The sequence below is a fragment of the Couchioplanes caeruleus genome (genome assembly GCF_003751945.1).
Taxonomy (GTDB): domain Bacteria; phylum Actinomycetota; class Actinomycetes; order Mycobacteriales; family Micromonosporaceae; genus Actinoplanes; species Actinoplanes caeruleus.
Map to the genome: position 1 here is coordinate 1,984,330 of NZ_RJKL01000001.1, position 21,884 is coordinate 2,006,213.

Annotated in this window: 23 protein-coding genes; 2 read left to right on the forward strand and 21 right to left on the reverse strand. The window is 69.9% G+C overall.

The window, feature by feature from the left end; genetic code table 11:
- The 3 genes from EDD30_RS08555 to EDD30_RS08565 form a co-directional block, all read right to left on the reverse strand.
- The gene (locus tag EDD30_RS08555) at window positions 1–483 is read right to left on the reverse strand and encodes an NUDIX hydrolase (protein ID WP_123678183.1); all 483 of its coding nucleotides are present in this window, start codon (window positions 481–483) and stop codon (window positions 1–3) included.
- A 10-nt stretch (window positions 484–493) separates the two neighbouring features.
- Window positions 494–2,416, reverse strand: coding sequence for an amylo-alpha-1,6-glucosidase (locus tag EDD30_RS08560; protein WP_071807278.1), 1,923 nt, complete (start codon window positions 2,414–2,416; stop codon window positions 494–496).
- Window positions 2,417–2,666: 250 nt separating this feature from the next.
- A complete protein-coding gene (locus tag EDD30_RS08565) occupies window positions 2,667–3,251 on the reverse strand; it encodes a GNAT family N-acetyltransferase (RefSeq protein WP_071807279.1) in 585 nt (194 codons plus the stop codon).
- Between the two features lie 190 nt (window positions 3,252–3,441).
- On the opposite strand from EDD30_RS08565, the gene EDD30_RS08570 reads away from it, so the two are divergent.
- Window positions 3,442–3,732: a DDE transposase family protein gene (locus EDD30_RS08570; protein ID WP_071807280.1), complete on the forward strand. Its 291-nt coding sequence runs from the start codon at window positions 3,442–3,444 to the stop codon at window positions 3,730–3,732.
- Window positions 3,733–4,084: 352 nt separating this feature from the next.
- Here EDD30_RS08570 and EDD30_RS08575 read toward each other — a convergent pair whose 3' ends face one another.
- The 3 genes from EDD30_RS08575 to EDD30_RS08585 all read right to left on the reverse strand — a co-directional run bounded on the left by EDD30_RS08575 (window position 4,085) and on the right by EDD30_RS08585 (window position 6,753).
- Complete coding sequence (locus EDD30_RS08575) at window positions 4,085–5,257, reverse strand: DUF8189 domain-containing protein (RefSeq protein WP_143162817.1); 1,173 nt, start codon at window positions 5,255–5,257, stop codon at window positions 4,085–4,087.
- A 444-nt stretch (window positions 5,258–5,701) separates the two neighbouring features.
- A complete protein-coding gene (locus tag EDD30_RS08580) occupies window positions 5,702–6,229 on the reverse strand; it encodes an RICIN domain-containing protein (protein WP_084556664.1) in 528 nt (175 codons plus the stop codon).
- 77 nt (window positions 6,230–6,306) lie between these two features.
- Window positions 6,307–6,753 (reverse strand): hypothetical protein, encoded by a 447-nt coding sequence (locus EDD30_RS08585; RefSeq protein WP_143162818.1) that lies wholly within the window; start codon window positions 6,751–6,753, stop codon window positions 6,307–6,309.
- Between the two features lie 178 nt (window positions 6,754–6,931).
- Between EDD30_RS08585 and EDD30_RS08590 the strand changes: the two genes are divergently transcribed.
- Window positions 6,932–8,107, forward strand: coding sequence for a PucR family transcriptional regulator (locus EDD30_RS08590; RefSeq protein WP_084556666.1), 1,176 nt, complete (start codon window positions 6,932–6,934; stop codon window positions 8,105–8,107).
- 12 nt (window positions 8,108–8,119) lie between these two features.
- Here EDD30_RS08590 and EDD30_RS08595 read toward each other — a convergent pair whose 3' ends face one another.
- The 15 genes from EDD30_RS08595 to EDD30_RS08655 all read right to left on the reverse strand — a co-directional run bounded on the left by EDD30_RS08595 (window position 8,120) and on the right by EDD30_RS08655 (window position 21,842).
- Complete coding sequence (locus EDD30_RS08595; protein ID WP_071807285.1) at window positions 8,120–8,356, reverse strand: hypothetical protein; 237 nt, start codon at window positions 8,354–8,356, stop codon at window positions 8,120–8,122.
- Between the two features lie 46 nt (window positions 8,357–8,402).
- Window positions 8,403–8,555, reverse strand: a complete 153-nt coding sequence (locus EDD30_RS38900; RefSeq protein ID WP_170047446.1) for a hypothetical protein — start codon at window positions 8,553–8,555, stop codon at window positions 8,403–8,405.
- 168 nt (window positions 8,556–8,723) lie between these two features.
- A complete protein-coding gene (gene cas6e, locus EDD30_RS08600) occupies window positions 8,724–9,398 on the reverse strand; it encodes a type I-E CRISPR-associated protein Cas6/Cse3/CasE (RefSeq protein WP_084556668.1) in 675 nt (224 codons plus the stop codon).
- Entirely contained in the window at window positions 9,389–10,102 is a 714-nt protein-coding gene (cas5e, locus tag EDD30_RS08605; protein ID WP_071807287.1) for a type I-E CRISPR-associated protein Cas5/CasD, read from the reverse strand. The genes cas6e and cas5e overlap by 10 nt, the downstream gene beginning before the upstream one ends.
- Window positions 10,099–11,217: a type I-E CRISPR-associated protein Cas7/Cse4/CasC gene (cas7e, locus tag EDD30_RS08610; protein WP_071807288.1), complete on the reverse strand. Its 1,119-nt coding sequence runs from the start codon at window positions 11,215–11,217 to the stop codon at window positions 10,099–10,101. Before cas7e ends, cas5e begins: the two co-directional genes overlap by 4 nt.
- Window positions 11,214–11,849 carry a type I-E CRISPR-associated protein Cse2/CasB gene (gene casB, locus EDD30_RS08615; RefSeq protein ID WP_084556670.1) on the reverse strand — a complete coding sequence of 212 codons (636 nt, stop codon included), beginning with the start codon at window positions 11,847–11,849 and terminating at the stop codon, window positions 11,214–11,216. Before casB ends, cas7e begins: the two co-directional genes overlap by 4 nt.
- Window positions 11,846–13,486 (reverse strand): type I-E CRISPR-associated protein Cse1/CasA, encoded by a 1,641-nt coding sequence (gene casA, locus EDD30_RS08620; protein ID WP_071807289.1) that lies wholly within the window; start codon window positions 13,484–13,486, stop codon window positions 11,846–11,848. The genes casB and casA overlap by 4 nt, the downstream gene beginning before the upstream one ends.
- Window positions 13,487–13,666: 180 nt before the next feature.
- Complete coding sequence (locus EDD30_RS38905) at window positions 13,667–13,999, reverse strand: hypothetical protein (RefSeq protein WP_071807290.1); 333 nt, start codon at window positions 13,997–13,999, stop codon at window positions 13,667–13,669.
- Between the two features lie 574 nt (window positions 14,000–14,573).
- Entirely contained in the window at window positions 14,574–16,340 is a 1,767-nt protein-coding gene (locus EDD30_RS08630; protein WP_211277879.1) for a bifunctional 3'-5' exonuclease/DNA polymerase, read from the reverse strand.
- A gap of 41 nt (window positions 16,341–16,381) precedes the next feature.
- A complete protein-coding gene (locus EDD30_RS38910) occupies window positions 16,382–16,543 on the reverse strand; it encodes a hypothetical protein (RefSeq protein WP_170047450.1) in 162 nt (53 codons plus the stop codon).
- Window positions 16,544–16,580: 37 nt separating this feature from the next.
- A complete protein-coding gene (locus EDD30_RS08635; RefSeq protein ID WP_071807291.1) occupies window positions 16,581–17,513 on the reverse strand; it encodes a carbohydrate ABC transporter permease in 933 nt (310 codons plus the stop codon).
- Window positions 17,514–17,532: 19 nt separating this feature from the next.
- Complete coding sequence (locus EDD30_RS08640; RefSeq protein WP_071807292.1) at window positions 17,533–18,444, reverse strand: carbohydrate ABC transporter permease; 912 nt, start codon at window positions 18,442–18,444, stop codon at window positions 17,533–17,535.
- A 48-nt stretch (window positions 18,445–18,492) separates the two neighbouring features.
- Window positions 18,493–19,923 carry an N-acetylglucosamine/diacetylchitobiose ABC transporter substrate-binding protein gene (gene ngcE, locus EDD30_RS08645; RefSeq protein ID WP_071807293.1) on the reverse strand — a complete coding sequence of 477 codons (1,431 nt, stop codon included), beginning with the start codon at window positions 19,921–19,923 and terminating at the stop codon, window positions 18,493–18,495.
- A 36-nt stretch (window positions 19,924–19,959) separates the two neighbouring features.
- Complete coding sequence (locus tag EDD30_RS08650; protein ID WP_071807294.1) at window positions 19,960–20,859, reverse strand: carbohydrate ABC transporter permease; 900 nt, start codon at window positions 20,857–20,859, stop codon at window positions 19,960–19,962.
- The gene (locus EDD30_RS08655) at window positions 20,859–21,842 is read right to left on the reverse strand and encodes a carbohydrate ABC transporter permease (protein WP_071807295.1); all 984 of its coding nucleotides are present in this window, start codon (window positions 21,840–21,842) and stop codon (window positions 20,859–20,861) included. Before EDD30_RS08655 ends, EDD30_RS08650 begins: the two co-directional genes overlap by 1 nt.
- Window positions 21,843–21,884 lie beyond the last annotated feature (42 nt).

The window sequence follows — 21,884 nt, forward strand, 5'->3', positions numbered from 1 at the left end:
TTACGGAGTCTCGCCGGGCTGGGCGAACCAGGCCGGGGCACCGTCCTCGAGGGCCGTGCGGATGCGCCGGTGGGCGAACGGGCTCAGCTCCGGCAGGCCGTCCATCGCGAACCAGCCGACCGCGATCGACTCGGAGTCGTTGACCCGGGCCTCGCCACCGACCGCCCGGCACCGGAACCAGGTGTTGAGCATCTGGCAGTGGTCGCCGTTCGGATAGGTGACCTCGTGCAACGCGACCCCGGCCAGGCGCTCCACCTTGATCTGCACCGCGGTCTCCTCGAGCACTTCGCGCACGATGGCCTCGGCGGGCTGCTCGCCGGGGTCCATCAACCCGGCGGGGAGCGACCACTGCCCGTTGTCACTGCGCTGGCCGAGCAGGATCTCGCCGCGGTCGTTGAGCACGACGGCACTCACCGTGGGGAACATGATGAGGTCGTGGCCGACCTTGGCGCGCAGGTTCTTCACGTAATCCGATGCAGGCACGCGGGCTACCTTACGGCCCGGAGAGCCGGCGGGCGCGCAGCGATTCAGCGACCGACCAGGCCTGGAAGGGACAGCCCGTCGCGCCGTGCGGGGCGTCGGCGTCCGCCGTCTCGGAGACCGAGCCCAGCCCGTACTCGCCGAGGTGGCCGTCGGCGTCCGACAGGGTCTGTTCCGCCGACACCCCGAGCCGGTGCCAGGCCGCCACGTACGGGCCGGTCAGCCACGGCCAGACCGTACCGGTGTGATAAGCCGAGTCCCGCTCGGCGGGCGTGCCGCGGTGCCGCCCGCGGTATCCGGGCGACCCGGGCGCCTGACTGCGCGGTCCCAACGGCGTCATGAGGGCCGTCCCGATCGCCTGCAACGCGGCCGGCTCGGGGCGCAGCGGCGCGTACGGCAGCGACCACGCCAGCAGTTGGTTGGGCCGCAGCGTCGCGTCGTCGCCGCCCGGGCCGTCGACCACGTCGTACAGCAGCCCGTTGCCGGCCCTGGCGATGGGGAACCGCCGCGCGAAGGACGCGAGCGCCGCAGGATGGGCCCGCACGGCCGCGCCCGCGTTCGTCCGCGCCTGCCACGCCAGCTTGATCACCATCGCCAGCCCGTTGATCCACAGCGCGTTGACCTCGACCGGCTTGCCGGCGCGCGGCGTGACCGGCACGCCGTCGACCCGGGCGTCCATCCAAGTCAGCGCCTCACCGTCGGCACCCTGCCGCAGCAGTGCGTCGGCCGGGTCGGCGCCGATGCCGTACCGCGTACCGGCGAGATGCGCGTCGACCACCGAGCGCAGGGCCGGCAGCAGCTCGGCGGCCAGGTCGGTGTCGCCGGTCAGCGCCACGTGCCGCCCCACCGCGTGCAGGAACCACAGGGTGCCGTCGACCGTGTTGTACTCGACGCTGCCGGTGTCCGCGGTGTTGGCGAGCATCCCTTGCGACAGCGTCGCCGCGTAGTGCCGCAGCAGGGACCGGCCCAGCGACTCCCGCCCGGTCGCGAGGAACAGTCCCTCGTAGCCGATCATCGTGTCGCGCGACCACGCGCCGAACCACGGATATCCGGCGACCACGTCCGGTCCGGCCGCGGTCTGCACCACGAAGGCGTCGGCGGCCAGCGCCAGGGTGGCCTGCACGTCGTCGGCCGGTCCGGCCGCTGCCGCGACCGCCCGATGCCGGGTACGGGCCGCGGCGACGACCTCCTCCGCCGGTGGGGGCGCCGCCTCCAGGTCGTCCGCCCACGCCGACACCGAGGCGGTGGATCCGGCGTGGCGCAGTTCGGCGTGGAAGCTTCCGGCGTACCAGAGATCCTCGGTGGGGGTGAGCCCGCGCGCCGCCTCCTCGCGGTGCCGCACGCCGCGGTACCACTCCCCTGCGCCGCGGAAGTCGGGCCCCGAGATCCGGTAGGCGCCGTCGACGACGCACCCGCCGGCCACCTCGTCGACCACCGGCGCGGGTCCCCCGTCGGTCCGCTCGCCGTGCACGTCCCGCCACGTGCACAGCGCCTCCAGATGCAGGCTGATCGGCCCGCCCGTGAGCAGCCGGTGGACGACGGCGACGCTGCTGCGGCCGTACACCATGGCGATCTCCCGCTCGAGCACCACGTCGCCGATCCGCCACCGCCACCGCGGCAGCCCGTCGACCAGCTCGAATCCCGACAGCAGCTCGTAGCCCCGCGGTTCGACGGCACCACCGGCCCACTCGTGCGCGGCGAGCGGCACCACCGCGCCGGAGGCGAGGGTGACGACCGGATCGAGCGAGACCAGTCCGAGCCGCCGGCGGGCGGGCGTCTCCCCGGCGACGACGAGCAAGCCGTGATAGCGCCGCGTCCGCAGCCCGTTGACGGTGCCCATCGCGTAGCCGCCCCGCCCGTCGGTGACCAGCCATTCCCGCAGGGCGCCCTCGTCGAGACTCCCGCACACGTGCGGTCCGAACGCGATGCGGCGCATTGTCCCCCGATTCATTTGCCAGGCCGGACTCCCCGCCGGGCACGCTATCGGGTACGGCCCGGCGACACCGCGTGACGACACGTCCTCCCGCTGTCAAGTACCGAGAAGTGGGCCATGTCCAGGATGGATAAACGCATCCGGCGGATCCGACGATGAGGCCGCGGACATCTCGGCGGCCCCCTGAACTGACCACCCGAGGTCGTGTTCTCACCCGGCCGGGCGCGGACTTCAGTTCGGGGCCCGGCCGTTGTCAGTCGCCCCGGATCCGGGCGTGCAGGTGCATGTCGTGCCGGCCGTCGGCGTGGACGGCGTCGCTGCGTTTGGTGCCCTCCAGGACGAACCCGGACTTGACGGCGACCCGGCAGGAAGCGCCGTTGCGAGTCGAGTGGTCCAGTTCCAGACGGTGGAATCCCGCCGCACCCAAGGCCCAGACGCTCAGGGCCGTCAGCGCACGGGAGGCCACGCCCACGCCGCGGGCGGCGGGAAGCACCCAGTAAGCGCATCCGGCGACACCATCGTCGAGATTCAGCCCGCGCAGGGCGATGCGCCCCAGAACCTCGCCGGCGCCGTCAGCCACCGCCCAATGTGCACCCGTCTCCCGCATCCAGTCCTGGCGGTAGTGCTCGAACCACTCCCGGACCTGTCCCTCGGATGCGGGTCGACGAGTGTGCCAATGCTGTATCTCGGGATCCCGGTAGGCCGAGAGGAACACCGCGGCGTCGGTGTCCTCCCAAGGCCGGAGGAACAGACCATCCGAGGCGGAAAGCACCGGCTGCGGGCCGCCGGCGAGTGTCCCGGCCGGGACGGCGGGCGGCGTCGAAAGGATCGACCTCATCACCCGCCTCCACGGCTGTCGCGATACCACTGCACTGTTGTCACCGAATCACCGTGCCCCCGCGAACGGGCCTGCGCTATGACGACGATCTCTCCCGGAGGCTCCCAGGGCGTGTATCGAGCATAGCCACTCGTTGATCGCGGCGATGGTCACGGTTGCTGCGTAGCGCACGGCGAGTTTCTCGAAGCGGGTGGCCACGGGCGCGATGTTCGGCGTCAGCCGGGCGACCGCGCACCGCCGGTTCACCGAGTGGACCGCCAGTGGCCTGTGGGTGCGCCTGCACCAGCAACTGCTGCACCAACTCAGCGAGATCGGGAAGATCGACTGGTCGAGGGCCGTGGTCGACGCGATCAACGTACGGGCGGAAAAGGGGGCGTACCGACCGGCCCAAACCCAGTCGATCGAGGCAAATCCGGCTCGAGATCCAGGTCCTGTGCGGCCGTACCGGCATCCCACTGACCGTCTTGATCTCGGCCGCTAACACCCACGACAGCCAACGGCCGATACCCGCCCCGACCCGCCGACCGGGAGATCGCCGGCGGGTCGGGGTGAGCGTGGATCGGGCTACCTGTATGGGCCGCAACCATCCCATTTGCTCCGCGGATCCAGTCCGTCTTCTCTGCTCAGCCTCGCGCCTGGCCCTGACGAAGACTGATGCAACTGCGTACTGACCTGGATGCAACCGGAAGCCGAGCCGGGCCTGAGCCGATCTTGATCCGGTCTGGTCTGTCCTGATCCCCACACCGCGCCGGGTGGGTCGCCTGACACCCGTCGAGCGCCCCCTGCGTCCGGATCATGCTCCGGCCGGTGTTTCAGGGTCAGGTCCGGCTCACCTACGGAGCGCCCTGGCTGCCCCACAGCCACCTGGAGCCGGTCGACCAGTTGGCCCACAGGTTGCCGTCGCCACCGAGCACGTAGGCGTAGGGCGCGCTGACGTTGTTCAGCGGGTCTCGGACGGCGAGCGCGGTGCCGTTGGCCTGCAATGGGACGAAGCCCCCGGGTCGACCCTGGTTCGACCAACTCGTGGAGTGCGTCCATAGGTTGCCGTCCCCGCCGCGGATGAAGACGTACGGTTGCGTGCCGGCCTCCACGGCGCCGTAACCGGCGTCGACCGGAGCGCCGGACGGTTGGCCCAGGCTGCTCCAGTTCCACCGGGAACCGTTCCACCAGTTGTGCCACAGGCTGCCGTCACTACCACGGACGTAGATCTGCGGACGCGAACCGAGATGTGCGATGGCCCCGATATATGCAGTGATGGAGGCGCTTGGTGGTGTGCCCTGGTTGGCCCATTGCCACCGGGAGCCGGTCCACCAGTGGACCCACAGGTTGCCGTCACTACCGGGGACGAAGAGGTACGGGCGGCTGGCGTTGTCGACCGCGATCGCGCTGCCGCCGGTCCCCAGCGCGGCTCCGGTGGGACGTCCCTGGTTGGACCAGCTCCAGGCGGCGCCGCTCCACCAGTTGACCCACAGGTTGCCGTCACCGCCATGCACGAAGACGTACGGACGCGAATCGCTCACCGCGACGACGCCGATCCCGGCACCCATCGAGGTCCCGCCCGGCGTGCCGAGGGGACTCCACGCCCACGCCGATCCGCTCCACCAGTGTGTCCAGAGCTGACCGTCGCTGCCCCGCACGAACGCGTACGGCCGGCTGGCGTTGTCGACCGCGAGCACACCGATGCCGGCGTCGATCGCGGCCCCGGCGGGACGTCCCTGGTTGGACCAGCTCCAGGCGGAGCCGCTCCACCAGTTGACCCACAGGTTGCCGTCACCGCCACGCACGAAGACGTACGGACGCGTACCGTCGACCGCCACCGACCCGATGATGGCGTCAATCGATGTGCTGGCCCGGGTCTGCACGTTGGCGAAACGCGGTCCTGGGGCCGCGGGGGTGGCCGGCGTGCCGGCCGAGGGCGCGGCGTGCGCACCGGGCACTGGTGCCGCGGCAATTGCGGCCACCAGTGCGGCGGCCGCGACCAACAGTCGTCTCCTGACAAATCTCATCGCAGCACCCCCAACGCAGCAGTGCAGGCGAACGCGATTCTCCTCATGCGGAGCTCCTTCCTGGGCGAGGACGCCCTCGAGACCGAGGGCGCATCCGTTGTTTCTTGACCATGCGGGTGCTGATGATCTGGTTGTCGGCGGATTCGGCGATGGGGCTGACGTTCATCTGACCGGTTGGCCCCGCCAGGGGCTGGGCCGGTGACGGCCTGGGCGGGGCATGCCGGCACCGTCACGCCGGCCGTGAACAGCCGAAACGCCGCAGCAATCAATCTCATGTACGCCTTCCCCCGGTCTACGAAGTTGGTACGCACCTACGGGGTCCTCTAGGAAGCGATTCCCCAGCACGCCGGCATGCTTGATCATCTTCTCCATAGGTCCCTAAACTAGGCACTTTTGCGTTGCGGCAAAGAATCACAGATGATTCTTTGCCGAAGGGGCCTGGGGCTAGGCGACCGGCCAGAAATGCCACCATTGGTCATTGAAGTTCAATGTGCATGTGTACTGGATACCTGGTCGGCCGTTACCTGTCGACGTGGTGCTCACGGCCAGGCACTTGCCGGTCTTGTAGTTGCGGAGCCGGTAGGTGGAGTTCGGTGTGATCTCGGGAGCCCACCATTGGTCATAGTAACTGTCGATGCAGTCGTACATTGCCGCCTTGGACCCGTTGTCCCAGCCCGGCATCGCCAGACATTGGCCGGTGTGAACGTTACGAAGCCGGACGTGGCCGGCGGCTCCGAACGGCTCGACTTGCCAAACCTGATCGGTGTAACTGTCGATGCAGTCGAAAATGACAACGGATCGGGTAACGCGCCCGGCCAGGCACCTGTTGTGCCAATCGTTGATGAGGTTGTAGGTTCCCGGTGTCGGGGACAGCGAAATCGATGCCGCGTGCGATGGACTTGCGGGAGCCAGCATGATGCCGAGGAGGATTAACGACAGCAGTCCAGAGACCTTACGAATCAAACTTTGCATGACGCTCCCTTTCCCTTTCCTTGGAGGAGCAGGTTTGCCTTGCTGCTGGCGATGAAGAACCTGGAGACCAAAGATCGCTAGGCGAGCACGCGCGCCATCACTGGGCGCACGGTAGGGAGTGGCGCTGGCGGAGCAGGCGGGCCACGCGGTCTCGGTGGAGGCGCTGATGGATCGGATTCGGGGCGACGCGCGGCCACCGAGTCGCCGGCCGCGTCCCTGACCGCGAAGAAGGCGAAGGCCCGGGTCGGGTCGGCGACCCGGACAGCGATCACCGATATCACGCCGTTGGCGAAGGCCGGTTCCAGCGCGCGAACCAGGGTGAGCGGTTCGTGGCCCAGCGGCCGGGCGTGGTCGTCCGGCGCGCCGCACAGGTCGCGGGCGGCGGACGGGCCGGCGAGCATGACTGCATCACCCACCGGCGCGCCCGCCGCCGTCCCCACCACTTCGGTCGCTGTGCCGGCCATCGAAACCAGCCACTCGGCTCGTATGTCCACATAGGTCGACGGAATGGTCGTTCTGGTCACGTCCGGTCCCCTCTCCGTACACGACGGGCCCAGCGTGGCAGCGAGCGGGTGGCGCGGTCTTCGTGATTCCGCGAAAATCGGATGGCCGGACGGGCGCGGGTTTCGTCATTTCGCGCAGGCTGTCAGGTCCCCATCAGCCGGCCAACGTGGCGTGAATCATCCATTAGCATGTATCGATATGGGGGACCTGTTCAGACTGTGGCGCCAGCAGGTAACCGACAACGCCCGCCGGGCGGTGGACGCCTACCAGGAGGAGCTGCTGGAGTACCGCAACCTCGCGGGCAGCCCGCGGGGACGCTCCGAAATGCTCGATTTCGCGGTGTTCCTGCGCCAGCGCACGGTCGAGCTCGCGGCGGACGGCGCACCGTTTCCCGATGACGATCTGGAGTTCATGGCCGCGATGGGCCGCCAGCGCGGCGAGAAGGGACTCACCCTGACCGCGCAGCGGCAGGGGCTGCTCCTGCACACCCGGCTGACGCTGCGCGAGGTGTACGAGGCGGCCGGCCCGAGCGACATCGACGCGACGATGCACACCCTCGCCTGGCTGGCTCCCGCCGGGCTGGCCGCCCAGGGGGCGTTCACCCGGGGTTGGATCGAGGGGCAGCAGCGCACGCTGTCGACCGTGGCCCAGGTGCGACTGCTCACGGTGATGCTGCTGGCCGACGATAAGGACGCTGCCGAGCTGGCGCGCGGCCTGCACATGTCCGTCCCCGACCACGTCCTCGCCACGGTGGTCCGGGTGGCCGGCGGGCCCCCCGGGCCGGACCAGGCGTCGCGGGACGAGTTCGCCAGCATGCTGTTGAAGACGCACTGGGCGCCGCTGAGCTGGCAGGATCCGCACGAGGTGGTCGCCCTGATCCCCAGCGCGCCGGGCGGTCAGCAGGCGGCGGCCGATCGCGTGCTTGCGCTGGCTCGCGAGGTGGCCGGCATGGTCGGGCGGCCGTGCGCGGTCGGCACCGCACCCGGGCGAGTGCACGCGTTCGGCGACGCCGTGGCGCTGGCCCGGCAGGTCAGCGATGTGGCACCGTTGCGTGCCGTGCCGCGCCACGCGTACGCGGTGACCGACGTCTTCGCCGAGCTGGGCGCCGCCCGGCTGGCGGAGGTCGGACAGTGGCTCCAGGCGGTGGCGGAGCAGCTCACCGGCGGCCCCGACTTGGTCGCCACACTGGACGCCTACTACCAGCACGACATGAACCGGCTGCGCACCGCGGCCGCCCTGTGCATCCACCCACGCACGCTCGACTACCGACTGGCCCGGGTGCGCGAGCTGACCGGGCTGGAGCCCGGCTCCACCCGCGGCGTACGAGTGCTGAGCACCGCCGTCGCCCGGATCCTCGCCAGCCCCCTCCCGTGACCAGGGCATCCGTCAAGTCCCCACGACTTGAGCGAAGCGGCCGCCGGCGGGGTCAGCCCCGAACGGGTCACCGCGCGCTTGGCCCACGCCCTGGTCGGCGTGGTCGAGGCGCACGCCAGCCGGGCCGAGGACGCCGCCCGCACCGCCGGCGCCGGGGTCGACGACAGCGCCGAGGTCGCGCTGATGGCGTTCCCCGGCGCACTGCCGGCGCGAGGCCGACAAGTGGGCGCTGGTCGAGTGGCGGGCCACCGAACACACCACCTCCCTACGCGAACTCGCCGAAGCGGTCACCGCGCTACGCCAGGACCACGGCGCGAAACTCGACCAGATCATCACCATGCTCGACCGCCTGATCGACACGTTGGCGGCGTGGCGGGGTGGGGATCAGGGGCTCCGCGATGTCCCAGAGATCGTCCGGCGCCCAGGTGCGGACCATGTCTTCGATCACGGATCACAGATCATGCCGCAGATCCACAACCATCCAAATGAGACGCGCTCTTACCAGTCCACAACCACCGACTTCGATACACGCCCTTGACTTCGGTGGTCTGCGGACCGTCCCACGGCCGCGCGGGATGCATGTGAGCAACGGATCGCTGTGCGGGACGCGGGACGGTCATGGCGGTGAGAGCGGGGCGAGGGTGAGCAGGCCGCAGCCGTAGGCGCGGGCGTGGCCGATGCCGGTCATGAGCATGGCGCGGAACGGGCCGCCGTCCTCGATCGTCAGGACGCCGCCGAAGGTTGCCGTGGCCAGGGTGACGGGACGTCGGCCCCGGCCGTGGGCGAAGGTGAGGGTCTGGCGGCGGTGTAGTGCCAGGTTGGGACGGCCGTCGCCCTGGGCGGCGATGGCGAAGCCGTTGCGCTGCTGCCTGTTCAGCAGCCATTGGATCTGGTGGTCGACAGTCACGTGACCGTATCGCTGCGTGTCGCCGCCCTGCGCGGGGCGGCCGTTGCGCACCGGGTTGGCCGTCAGGCGGAAGGCCCAACGCTGGCCGGGCTCGAGGGTGTCGAGGAAGGGCCGGTACGGCTTCGTGCGCCAGGTGTCGGCGGTCGGCCAGCCGGCCTGCTCGACCAGGTGGGTGAGGTCCGGTTTGCCGGGGCTCACCACGTAGAGCGTCACCCGGGTGTCGGTGCCGTGGTCGAGGCGCCAGAGGGTGCGGGCGTGGGGCTGGATCTGGTCCTGTGGGCGGGGGAAGCCGGCCAGGACCGCTGCGTGCATGACCTGCGGCGAACCGAGGAGCTTGCGGGCGTCGCGGCGGGCGGGGTTGAGGCGCAGGCGGGTCAGGAACATGTCCATCCTTCGAGGACGTCCATCGGGTCGTGGCCGGGAGCCGGGTGGTGCGCGGGGTTCGGGATGTCGGTGTGCTCGCGGACCACCGAGCGCCAGGAATGCCTCCGGTGCCGGGGGTCGAAGCTGACGGCCTGGTCGGGGGCGGTCTCGGTCAGCGGGTCGCCGGACTCGGCGTCGCGCAGGATCTCCAGGCGTACGGCGGGGTGCCCGCGTTGCCTGCGCTGCTTCCACCCGGCGGCCTGCCAGGGCCACGTGGCGAGCCTTTCCCGGAGCATGCCGTCGTGGACGCCGAGGCTGACCGGCCCCGCCGGCGGGCAGGAGCGGCGGCCGAGAAACAGCGGGAAATACGGCCGGGACAGTGCCTGCTGCAGGCTGTCGAGCAGGGCGGGCGGGCCACTCACCGCGGCGAGGAAGGCCGCGTCGGCAAGATAGTGACGGTAGGTCAGCGGCATGCTGGTGCGCCCGTCGAGGGTGCGGGCCACGTGGAAGTCGCGCAGGATCTCGCCGGGCTGGTCGATGCGGACCCCGAACCGCAGTGGGAGCAGCTCGGTGAGCGGGTCGGTGCGGCGCAGGCCACGTGCGGCGGCGAGCAGACCGATGACGCCGCTCTTGCTGGGGGCGACGTCGGTGTGGCGGTGCGCGAAGCGGCTGCGGGTCCCCCAGGCCTGCAACGGGCCGGCGAGCCGCAGGAGCAGGACGCTCATCGTCCCGGGCCGATCCGCCCGGCGATCGTGGCGCCGACCGCCTCGGTCAGCTCGTTCAGGGGCAGGACGGTGCCGAGCGCGGCGAGGGCCCCGGTGCGGTCGCCGACATGCGTGATCCAGGTCGCGGCCGGCCTCTCCCCGTACGCATCGTGGACCTCGGCGGTGTAGGCGGCCAGTGTGCGTGCCGCCTGGGCGACGCGGCCCCGGGTGTCGTCGGCGCGGCCGACGGGTTCCTCGAAGGCGCCGACGAGGTTGATCGCGCGGGTGTCGCGCAGGTGCACCACGATCGCGTCGGGACGGGTGCCGTTGGCGAAGGTGTTGCGCTTGCCGGTGGGCATGCTCAACGCGTACGCCCGGAGGAACGCCTCCACCGCCCGGCGGGTGGCGGCGGGATCGCCGAGGGTGTCGTGGAGGCGGTCGACGTCAATGGTCGCGTACCGGTAGAGGGTGGAGGAGTTGAACTCGACCGTGCCGATCATGCCGGCGCCGCTCTCCTGGAGGTCGTACTTGCGGTCGTCGACGGCGGTGAAGTAGTCGAACTCGTTCTCGACGTGGTGCACGCTGATGGCGTGGGCGACCTGGACGGCGGCGTCGACGTTGATGTCGCTGACGTCGGCGACCATGCGACCGAACATCGCGATGTCGATCGAGTGCGCGGTGTTCGCCGCCTCCTTGGCGGTCCTGGCGTCGATCGTGGTGTCGTCGTGGGCCGAGCGCACCGCCAGCTCGGCGAGCCGTTGCTGCTGGCGGTGGCTGAGGAAGAGGAGGTAGTCGGTCTCGGCCGGCTTGTCCTTCCTGGGCTCCTTCTTCAGCAGGCCGGCGGCCTTCAGTACGCTTACGGCGAGCGCGGCCGCCCGGCTGTCGAGTGCCGGGTCGAGACCGCTGATCCGGGCGGCGATCGCCTCCCCGACGCGTTTGGTCCGCTCCCCCAGATCGGCGTCGTCGAGATATTCCTCGAACGCCAGGCGTACCGCGCGTTTCCAGGCCTGGCTGGAGACCCGCGCCCGGCGCACGCCGCCGTACACCGCCGTCTTCGGCGAGCCGGAGTCGTCCCGGTTGAGGTTGCTCGGCGGCACCGTCTGCAGAATGTGGACGTCGATGATGCTCCGGGTCACGATGCCTCACCGGCGACGCTCCGGGGCTCCTCGGCGGCGTCCTGGGAGGTGCGGTAGAAGTCACGTCCCCACAGAGCGCGTACGCGGTCCCTGCCGTCCGGATGCCGGAAGTCGAGCAGGTCGTCGGCGAGCAGGCCGTAGTCCAGCGGGATGCGCCGCTGCTTCAACAGGCCGATCAGGCCGCGCAGGTGGTAGGTCAGGCCCTCGTAGGTCATGGCGTTGCCCAGGGCGGTGAACCGGCGGCGCACGGCCGTGCCGCTCTCCGCCTCGCGGGCGAGTCTGCTGAGGGCGGAGCCCAGACTGACGCCGTCGGCGTGCATGGGCGAGCTCAGCGACTGCTGGTGCACCGCGTACAGGGTCAGGGCGGTGTGCTTGGCCCATTCCTCGTCGACCGGTGCGTCGCCGGGCGGGCGCCGGAAGAATCGGTCGGGCACGCTGGTGACGTCGAGGACGGCGTACTCGGATCCCGGCGGTCTCGTCACGGCACCGCGCAGCTTGGACATGACGGCGACGGCGGCCGGGTCGCGGCGCCCGAGCATGCGGTTCTGCAACGCGAAGACCGTCTGGGCGGTGTGCTGGCCGAAGGGCCGGCGCCGCCGGACGCGGGGCGGCGTGGGTGCGGGGATTGTCATGCCGGTACCTCCTGGCAAGCGGTGGCCGTGACGGTCAGCGGGAGGGCCTTGGCGAGGCCGCGACGGAACCACAGGTCCGCCAGGGAGGAGCACAGGTATTGCGACCTGCCACCGCCGGTCTCGCGACCGGCCCAGGCCGCGGGGCCGGCCTGGGCGACCAGTGCCGATCCGGACGTCAGCAAGGCGTCCCTGACGGTGTGCTGCCAGTCGCGGCGACCGGTGACCGGATCGGTGTCCGGCCGCAGCGTCGCGAGCCAGGCCCGGAAGCGCCGGTCCAGCAGGGCGAAGGCGGCACCGGCCGCCTCCGCGGCGGCGTGGGTGGGTGCGTCACCGTGGGCGCCGGCGGCCCGGGCGAGATTGGCGCCGAGCGTGCGGAGGTGGCGGACGGCGGCCTCGGCATCGGCCGCGCTGTCGACGATCAGCGTGCGCAGGGCGGCCTCGGGGTGGAAGGCCTGGACCGGCATGGTCAGGGTGTCCTCGACGATCTGGTCGATCACCGCAAGCTGGGTGCCGTAGACGGCGCCGACGGCGTGCAGGGTCACCCGCGCGTCCGAGGGGATGCTGCCGCTGACGCGCAGGGTGGCGAGCCATTCGGTGACGGCGGGCCCGAGCCGGGTGGCGTCCGGGCGGCGGGTCGCCGGCAGCAGGGCTTCGAGGCCCCGCCAGAGGGCACGGCCGGGATCATGTCGAGCCGGAAGGCGGACCGGAGTGCGCTTGAGCTCCTTCTCCCTGGTCTGGTTGCGCCGCCAGGCCGTCATGGGTTCGACGCGATGCAGGTCGGCCGGGTCCAGCCGGTCGCCGTTGGCGATCAACGCTCCCGTGATGGCACGCTCGTCGCCGACCAGCCTGATCCGCCGGGACTGCCACGTGTAGAGGCCGAGCGGGCCGAACGGCCCCCGGTCACGCACGTCCTCCTCGGCCGCGCCCAGCGGCGCACGTTCCCAGACCGGCGCGTCTTCCGGGCCGCACCGAAGGTGGGGAGACGACTCCGGCAGCAGGTTCAGCAGCAACGTGTCGCGCAGCGACGGTCCTTCGAGGAAGACGCCGCCAAGCGCCCCGCACCATCCCGTCCCGATCGGATAACCCTTGCCGCCCCTGACCCGCGGGTCGCCGACGGCGCCGGACTTGATGCCGGAAGGGTCGAACGCCTGGCAGTGCACCAGCCACCGCGCCGCCTCGGCCGCCGTGATCCGCGCGAGGCCGGAACCGAGCCGCGCGCTGAGGAACGGCAGCCCGTTGGGCACGTCCCCGAGCAGCCGCTCCAGTCCCACGGGCTCGTCCCTGGCGGTCCGCAGGTCGGCCACCTGGTAGAAGGGCGTGACCGGATGCAGGAGGTCGAACCGCTCCCGGAATCCGTCAAGATATCCGTCGATCGGCTCGGCGGGCAGTGCCTCTCGTCGCCACAGGTCACGCCATCGACGCTCCGAGGTGGGCCCGTCCATCGCGCGGTGCAGCACGGCCAATGACAGTCGTAGGATGGCGAATGCCTGAGTCGGGAGATCACCAACCACCGCCCGGAACCGGTGCGAGTCGGCGAGCAACTGCCGCAGCGAAACCAATTGCTGGCGCCCACCGCGATCGAGCACCACGATCCACGGCTCGTCGATCAGAGAGAAGGTCGATCCGATGCTCCGCATGAGAAGTCTTCTCCCTCCCACAATGGAATCGATCCGGGCGCCCGAAGCTACTCCCTCCCACCACTGCGGTGGGGTGTTCCACTACTGCCTCATCGAGGTACGTGCTCCCCGCGCCGAGGCGGGGATTTCGCAGTTCACCGCGGCGGGGACCACGCCCGTCGAGGAATATTCGCTGTCGCGTTACCGACAAAGAGAATTCACTCGTGCGGTGTCGTACGGGCGACGCGCAAGCCCGTCATCGCGGTCGTCATGCACCCGGAACCCGGCGACCTCCGCATCACCTCCGGAATCGAGATCGAGGAACAATTCACCGCCGAGCCACGGGTCTTTCTCCCAGGCCTTGACGGAGTTCCGTCCGGCGAGTTCGGCGATCACCCGATCCATCGCCGGCCCGGACACCATGACGGCCGGCAACGACACCGCGCAGGAGGCGATTGCCCGGGCCATCCCGGGCGGCGGAACGGTGTCCATCGGCACCGGCCTCCCACCGGACTCCTCGAGCCACGGCACCACGCACAACCCGGCACATGCGCCACCACCTCGTGCGTCCCCGCTTGGTGCGCCCCCGCTTGGTGCGCCCCCGCTTGGTGCGCCCCCGCTTGGTGCGCCCCCGCTTGGTGCGCCCCCGCTTGGTGCGCCGCCACCTGAGGCTCGGTTACCTCAGGCGTGGTCACCTGAGGCGCCGTCAGTGGGTGCGCGAGGCGGCCGTCGTCGTAGGCGCGCATCATCTCCGCCCGCCGTCGTGCCGGCAGTGTGGCCGAGAGGACCACCACCGGGACGCCGTAGGCGCCCAGCCATTCCAGCGCCCGGTCCAGGTATCGGCTCGTGTAGACCCGGCTTCCCGGTTCGAAACCTGATGTCGTGCTCCCCGCGCACGCGAGGGTGATCCCCACAGCGGGAAGAGGCCGTGCCGCGGGGGTGGTCCCGAATACGGCACACAGTTCCGGAGGCGGGGACTCTGCTCCCTACCCGCGTGGGGATGGTCCCCACTTCGCGGACGTCAGTTTCGCGGTGACGTCATGCTCCCCGCGCAGGCGGGGTGGTTCCGCCCGGCCTGCACCGGGCCTCGAGCTCCACGACGGAGCTGTCAGGCCGCGTCGGCGTAGCACTCGACGACGGAGACGTCGAGGGGGAAGCGGACCGCCGTGTCGCCGAACAGGAGCCTTCCCGCCTGGGCGGCCGCCGCGCGGATCGCCTCGACCACCTGGTCCGCTTCCTCTTTCGGGCAGTGCACTCCCACCTCGTCGTGGACGAAGAGGACGATCTCCGCCTGCATGTCCGCCAGGGCGGTGCGCAATGTGGCGAGCAGCACCAGGGCCCATTCGGCCGCGGTGGCCTGGATGACGAAGTTGCGGGTGAAGCGGCCTCGGGCCCGGCCTGTGGCGCCGCCCTGGGGAAGCTCCGCCGAGCCTGCTTCCTCTGGTGGGTCGAGGCCCGGGTCTCGCCAGGCGGTGGAGGCCGGGGGGCAGGTGCGGCCCAGCCAGGAACGGACCAGTCCTCCCGCCTCGCCGGTGCGGGCGGCGGCCTCGACGTATTCGAAGGCCGTCGGGTAGCTCTGGCGGAGGACGGCGAGGGCGGGGATCGCGGCGCCGCCGGTCTGGCCGTACATGGCGCCGAGGAGGGCCACCTTGGCCTTGGGGCGGTCTCCGGCGAAGGCGTCCGCTGCCAGGGCCGCGTAGAGGTCGTCGGCCTCGCCGGCCGCTGCCAGGCGGGCGTCGCCGGAGACGGCGGCCAGGACCCGGGGTTCGAGTTGGCCCGCGTCGGCGACGACGAAACGCCAGCCGGGGTCGGCCACCACGGCGCGGCGGACCACCTTGGGGACCTGGAGGGCGCCGCCGCCTCGGGTGGCCCAGCGGCCGGACACCACGCCGCCGGGGACGTATTCGGGGCGGAAGCGGCCATCGCTGACCCAGGCGTCGCGCCAGGTCCAGCCGTGTGCCGTCCAGATGCGGTAGAGCTCCTTGTATTCCAGGAGTGGCTTGACCGCCGGGTGGTCGACGCGGCGCAGGACCCAGGCGCGGGTGTTGGGGATGTCGATGCCCGCCCGGGCGAAGGCGCGCAGCACCTCGGCCGGGGAGTCGGGGTGCAGGCCGTGCATCCCGAACGCGGCGTTGATCTCTGCGGCCAGCTCGGCCAGCCTGCGGGGCGGCCCGACCGGCTGCGGCGGCCCGAGCAGGTCGCGCAGGAGCTCGTCATGGATGTCGCCGCGCCACGGCAGGCCGGCGTGGCCCATCTCGGCGCCGACCAGTGCGCCCGCCGACTCGGCCGCCACCAGCAGCCCGAAACGTCCGGATCGACCGGAACCACCGACCTCCCCCGCGGCAGGAGACGCTCCGAAAACCCGAGAGTGCCCGGGCACATCGGATCGACCGGCAGCGGTGATGCGCCGGTGCTGGTCGGCGTACACCCGGGTCAGGATGTCGAGCACGACCGGGCCGGCGGCGGCCGGCGGACCGCTGGTGGCCTCGAAGAGCGCGCCCTGGGCGAAGCCCGGCGGCTCGGCCGCCCGCGGCGGCGGATCGGGCGGGACCGGCGCCCCGGTGAGCCGGGCGAACCCGGCGGCGAGCGACCGCGGCTCGCCCCACCGGCCGGCGTGGCCGAGCAGCAGGGCCTCCGTCAGCTCGATGTCGTGGCAGCGCCCGACCCGCACCCCGGCACGCAGCAGGACGGGATAGCAGTCGGCGGTGGAAGCCCACACCCAGCGCGGCCGATCGGCCGCCTCCCGGGCGGCGATCGCGGCAGGCAGGTCGGCGACCGGCTCCGGCGCGGACGCCGGGGTGCCGTCGGGATGCAGCGACCGGAGCCGCCCGCGACCCCGCCAGCTCCCGTCGTCCGACACCACCGCTACCAGCACAAAGACATTCTGGATCAGAGGTACGACAGAAACGCGGCGGATCAGCGGAGGCGCTGGACCGCCTTCGCGACCGCGGCGCCGGCGGCGATGCTCACGACCGGCCGGAGCACCGCCGGCAGCGACGCTCTCCGCATGATCTGATCGGTCAACCACGTCGTGGCGAGGCCGCTGACGGCGGCCAGGACGAGATGCGTCGGCTTCATGAAAAAGATGTATCACGCCGCCACGACGAACGGCCCTTCACTTCGTCGCACCCGCGGTCAGGCCGGACTGGATCTGGCGCTGGAAGAACGCGTACACCAGGATCATCGGGAGGATCGAGAGCGTGAGCGCCGCGAACAGTGCGGCCCAGTTGGCCTGGTAACCGGCCGAGACCGAGATGTTGGCGATGCCCTGGGTGAGCACCCACTTCTCGTCCGCGCCCGCACCCTGCATGATCGCGACCGGGAGCAGGTACTGGTTCCACTGACCGACGACGTTGAAGATGGTGATGCTCACCAGCCCGGATCGGGCCATCGGCAACATGACCTGGAAGAACAGCCGGGTGTGCGAGGCGCCGTCGACGACCGCCGCCTCCGCGACCTGGTTCGGCAGCGTCTTGAAGAACGCCGTCATGAAGAAGACGGTGAACGGCAGCGAGTAGGCGATGTAGACCAGGATCAGGCCGGTGTACGTGTTCAGCAGGTTGAGGTTCTGCAGGATCAGGAACAGCGGCACGATGGCCATGAACACCGGGAACGCCAGGCCCGAGACGAACAGGTAGTAGATGAAGCGGTTGCCGAAGAACTTGTAGCGGGCGAGCACGTAGGCCGCCATCGAGCCGAAGATCATGGTGCCGGCGGTGCTGAGGGCGACCACGAAGACGCTGTTGAGGAAGTAGCGGCCGATGTGGGCCTCGGTCCAGGCCGTCCTGTACGTCTCGAAGGACAGCTTGCTCGGCAGGCTGAACGGCGCGTGGGTGAAGATCTCGGTGTTGCTCTTGAACGACGCCAGGACCACCCAGATCAGCGGCGCGATCACGAGCAGCCCCCAGATCGCCAGCGCGATGTGGGCGAAGCCGCTGAAGAGCTTGATCTCGCGCTTGTCGCGGCCCGCGGAGGCGGAATGCCGCGCCCCCGGGTAGGGCACCGTGCCGGGCGGCGGGGTGGAAACGTCGGTACGCAGGTTGGTCATCTCAGGCTCCCGGTACGGCTCAGAGCTCGACGGCGTCGCGCCGGGTGACCCGTAGGGTCAGCGCCGCGAAGGTGAGGGTCAGGAAGAACAGCACGACGCCCATCGCCGAGGCGTAGCCGAACTGTGCGTAGTCCTGCATGTTGCGGAAGATCTCCAGGCCGAGCACCGTGGTCGCGCCGTCCGGGCCGCCACGGTCCACGGACATCACGTTGACGAGGGCGAAGGCGTCGAAGGCCGCGATGCCGAGGTAGACCCACGCGACCTGGAGCGTGTTCCAGAGCAGCGGCAGCGTCACCTTGAAGAACAGGGTGCCGCGGGTGGCGCCGTCCAGCGCCGCCGCCTCGTAGATCTCCGTGGGGATGGATCCCATGCCGGCGGAGAAGAGCACCACGTAGAAGCCGACCGCCTGCCAGACGAGCACGGCCAGGATCGACCAGAGGGCCAGGTCCTTGTCGGCGAGGAACAGGATCGGTTCCGCGCCGAACTGGTTCAGCAGGCCGTTGATCAGGCCGCTGTCGTCGGGCGAGTAGACCCGGGAGAAGATCACGGCCACCAGTGCCAGGGCGAGCAACTGAGGGAAGAAGAACACCACCCGGTAGAACTTCGACCCCCAGACCCCCTGGGTACGCCCGCTCTTCGAGCCGCCGCCGACGTTGAGCAGGAACGAGAAGAAGAGCGCCAGGATGATCGTCAGCAGCGGCAGGAAGATCAGCAGCAGTGCGTGGTGCCGGATCGCCTTCCAGAAGGTGGTGTCCTCGAACAGCTTGGTGAAGTTGTCGAACCCGATGTAGTTCACCTCCGGCGAGAAACCCCGCCAGTTGGTGAACGACAGTTGGAAGGCCTGAAGGTAGGCCGCGACCACGAACGTGCCATAGATGGCCACCGGCACGATCAGGAAGCCGATGATGAACGGGTACCTGCCGTGCTTCATGGTTCTGTGCTCCGTCCGTGATCGCGGTCTGAATCGAAGGGATGAGGGTCAGCGCTTGAACTTCTCGATGGAGGAGTCCTTCTTGACCGCGTCGGCGACCTTCTGCACCCGCTCGCAGAACTTGTCGGCGCTGCCGCCCTGGTACATCAGCTCGTTCGTGGCGGCACGAACCTCGTCGTCGAGCTTCTTGTACCACGTGTCGAAGCGGAAGCTGAAGGTGTCCGCACCCGCTGCCGAAAGGGCCTTGTTGCCCGAGGTCAGGCCGGGGCTGATCTCCATGCCGTCGGTGGCTCCGGCGACCACGGTCAGGGTCTTGGTCAGCTGGGTGAAGCCCACGGCGCCGGCCTTGGAGAGCATGTGGCGCAGGAACTCCATGCCGCCGCGCGGGTTCTTGCCCTTGCTGGCGACGAAGTACTGCTCGCCGGCAGCGGCGTAGAGCGCGGTGACGGGCAGCTTGTCGGCGGTGGTCACGCTCGGCAGCGGCATGAGCTGGTAGTCGAAGCCGGCCGGGGCGTCCTTGGCCTGCTCGTTCTCCAACCAGGATCCGGACGGGTAGAGACCCACCTTGTACTGGTTCTGCTTGAGCTGGACCTCGGTGTGCTTCTGGCCCAGGAACGCCTTGTCCGAGTACTTCGCGCCGACCTCGGCCCACGCGGCCGCGGCCTTCTTGACGGCGTCGTTGGTCCAGGCCCCGTCCTCGAGGTTGTCGATGTTCTTGAGGATGTCGGCACCACCGATCTTGGCGGCGCTGGCGAGGATCACCGTGTACTGGTAGTACGGCGCGTTCGCTCCGGCGTACCCGTAGGGCGTGATGCCCTTGGCCTTCATCTTGTCGAGCAGCGCGGTGAAGTCCGCCCAGGTGCTCGGCACGGTCCAGCCGTTGTCCTTGAACAGCTTCGCCGAGTACCAGAGGCCGAAGACGGTGAAGGCGTAGTTGAGCACGTACGGCTTGCCGTTGAACGTGCCCTGCTCGACGGTGCCCGGGATGAGGGTGTCCTTGACGGTCTTGCCCGGGATGTCCACCGACGGCGCGGCGTACAGCTCGGTGAGGTCCTGCACCTGGCCGGCCTGCACGAGGGCGCCCTGGTCCATCAGCTTGGAGCCGGAGTTGTTGATCATGTCCGGCGGGTTGCCGGCGGTGAACCGCGGCTGCACCACGGTGGAGATCTCCTCGGTCTGGTTGAAGGTGACCTTGGAGTTCGGGAAGAGCTTGTTGTACGAGGGGATGTCGACGTCGGTCGCATACTTGGTGCCGAGCCCACCGTTGAAGATGATGATCTCCAGCGGCTCGTCCTCCTTGACGCCCAGCGGGTTGGTCGCCGAGACGGTGCCCTTCGGCTTGTCCCCCTTGTCCTCGCTGCCGCCGCCGCCGACGCAGGCGCTCAGCATGCTCACGGCGGGGGTGGCCACCAGGCCGACGGCCGCCGCGCGGCGCAGCAGCGTCCGGCGGTCGACCTGGGGCTTAAGAATGTCGGTCATGCGCTTTCTCCTCAGGGGTGTGGATGCGGTGCCGGTTCAGCCCTTGACGGCGCCGGCCGTCAGGCCAGTTGCGATGTTGCGCTGGACGATCAGGAAGAAGACGACCACCGGGAGGGCGGTCAGGATGGACCCGGCCATCAGGGGCCCCCAGAAGGTCCCCTTGCTCGTCTGGTTCTGCATGAGCCAGGCCATGAGGTTCTGGTTGGCCTGCTCGTTGAGCGTATTGATGATGATGAATTCGTTCCAGGCCTGGATGAAGCCGTAGACCGAGGTCGCCACCAGGCCGGGCCCGGTCAGCGGGAGGATGATGCGCCAGAAGACCTGGAACCGGCTGGCGCCGTCGATCTCGGCGGCCTCGTCGAGCTCGCGGGGCACGCCCTGAACGAAGCCGCGCAGCGTCCACACCGTGTACGGCAGGATCAGCACGATGTAGACGAGAGTGACACCGAGCAGGCTGTTCGTGAGCCGGAAGTCCTGCAGCATCAGGAACAGCGGGATCAGGACCGCGACCAGCGGCACCATCTGCACCGACAGGACGACGAGGATGATCGCCTTGCGGCCGTAGAACCTGAACCGCGCGATCGCCAGCGCCGCCAGGAAGCCGACGACCAGCGCGCCGAGCACCGCTCCCACGGTGATCAGGACGCCGTTGATCAGATCCTGCTGGAAGAACGGCGCATGGAAGGCCGAGGAGAAGTTGTCGAGCGTGAAGCCGTGCGGATAGAAGGTCGGATCGAACTGCAGGATCTCGGGCGCCGGCTTGAAGGCCGTGTTCACCACCCAGTAGATCGGGAAGAACATGACGAGCGCGAAGAGCATCCCGGCCGCGTTGGCCGCGATCGTGCCCGCCCGGCTGCGCCCGACGGTGGGCGTGTCGGACTCGCGCGCCTTACGGCGGCGCCTGCGGACGGCGGAGTGCGGTGCGACGGCGACCATCAGTCCACATCTCCGATCCTGAACATCTGTCGCATGTAGAACACCATCGCGCCGAGCATCAGCAGGACGGTGACGATGGCGATCGCCGAGCCCAGGCCGTAGTCGTTGTTCTTGAACGCGAGGCTGTAGGCCCAGGTGGCGAGCACCTGGTACTCCTCCTCGGGCCGGCCGTTGCGGACCACCCACACCTGCGTGAAGAGGCCGAAGTTCCAGATCACCGACAACGTCGTGACGATCACCATCAGCGGCTTGAGGATCGGCATGGTGACCCGGCGCAGCGCCTGCCAGGACGAGGCGCCGTCGATCACGGCCGCCTCGAGCAGTTCCCGGGGCACCTGGGTGAGGCCGGCGTTGAGGGTGATCGCGATGAACGGGATGCCGGCCCAGACCACGATCGAGGTGATGACGATCCAGCCCTGGACCGGGTCGGCGAACCAGCTATGGTTGGCGAAGTCCACGCCCGGGATCCGGTCGATCAGCCAGTTCAGGACTCCGAAGTCGGAGTCGACCAGCCATCGGAACGTCTGCGTGGCGACCAGTTGCGGCATCGCCCAGACGAACATCATGGCGACGATCATCATGATCCGTACGCTCGGTGCGACGCGCCGCATGAGCAGGGCCACGCCCAGGCCGATGAGGACGGTCAGTCCTACCGACACCACGGTGAACGCCACGGTCCGGCCCACCACCTGGTAGAAGGCCGGCTCGGTGAAGATCCGCGCGTAGTTGTCGAACCCGACGTTCTCCGGCGGCAGGTCGCCGAAGAGCTGCCGCAGGCCGAGCTGCTGGAAGGAGAGCACGGCCATCCGCACCAGCGGATAGCCGAGCAGGGCGGCCAGCAGCGCCAGGCAGGGCAGCACCAGCACGTACGGCGCCTTGCCGCCGGTGGTCCTGCGGCGCTTGCGTGCCGCGGCCGTTCCGGCCGGGCTCGCGGCGGGTGGCACCGGCGCCGGCGGCGCGGACGGAAAGTCGACGACCGACATCGGTTCTCACCTCTCTCGCGGTCATTCGGTGCGCCGCCCGCC

What these genes read in the sequence shown, in the direction of transcription:
- EDD30_RS08590 (WP_084556666.1), top strand. Translation starts at nt 6,932, where the DNA reads ATGGGGGACCTGTTCAGACTGTGGCGCCAGCAGGTAACCGACAACGCC.
- cas5e (WP_071807287.1), bottom strand. Translation starts at nt 10,102, where the DNA reads ATGAGCGTCCTGCTCCTGCGGCTCGCCGGCCCGTTGCAGGCCTGGGGG.
- casB (WP_084556670.1), bottom strand. Translation starts at nt 11,849, where the DNA reads ATGACAATCCCCGCACCCACGCCGCCCCGCGTCCGGCGGCGCCGGCCC.
- EDD30_RS08650 (WP_071807294.1), bottom strand. Translation starts at nt 20,859, where the DNA reads ATGGTCGCCGTCGCACCGCACTCCGCCGTCCGCAGGCGCCGCCGTAAG.
- casA (WP_071807289.1), bottom strand. Translation starts at nt 13,486, where the DNA reads ATGCGGAGCATCGGATCGACCTTCTCTCTGATCGACGAGCCGTGGATC.
- EDD30_RS08655 (WP_071807295.1), bottom strand. Translation starts at nt 21,842, where the DNA reads ATGTCGGTCGTCGACTTTCCGTCCGCGCCGCCGGCGCCGGTGCCACCC.
- EDD30_RS08575 (WP_143162817.1), bottom strand. Translation starts at nt 5,257, where the DNA reads ATGAGATTTGTCAGGAGACGACTGTTGGTCGCGGCCGCCGCACTGGTG.
- ngcE (WP_071807293.1), bottom strand. Translation starts at nt 19,923, where the DNA reads ATGACCGACATTCTTAAGCCCCAGGTCGACCGCCGGACGCTGCTGCGC.
- EDD30_RS38910 (WP_170047450.1), bottom strand. Translation starts at nt 16,543, where the DNA reads ATGAAGCCGACGCATCTCGTCCTGGCCGCCGTCAGCGGCCTCGCCACG.
- EDD30_RS08560 (WP_071807278.1), bottom strand. Translation starts at nt 2,416, where the DNA reads ATGCGCCGCATCGCGTTCGGACCGCACGTGTGCGGGAGTCTCGACGAG.
- EDD30_RS08640 (WP_071807292.1), bottom strand. Translation starts at nt 18,444, where the DNA reads ATGAAGCACGGCAGGTACCCGTTCATCATCGGCTTCCTGATCGTGCCG.
- cas6e (WP_084556668.1), bottom strand. Translation starts at nt 9,398, where the DNA reads ATGTTCCTGACCCGCCTGCGCCTCAACCCCGCCCGCCGCGACGCCCGC.
- EDD30_RS08635 (WP_071807291.1), bottom strand. Translation starts at nt 17,513, where the DNA reads ATGACCAACCTGCGTACCGACGTTTCCACCCCGCCGCCCGGCACGGTG.
- EDD30_RS08580 (WP_084556664.1), bottom strand. Translation starts at nt 6,229, where the DNA reads ATGCAAAGTTTGATTCGTAAGGTCTCTGGACTGCTGTCGTTAATCCTC.
- EDD30_RS08565 (WP_071807279.1), bottom strand. Translation starts at nt 3,251, where the DNA reads ATGAGGTCGATCCTTTCGACGCCGCCCGCCGTCCCGGCCGGGACACTC.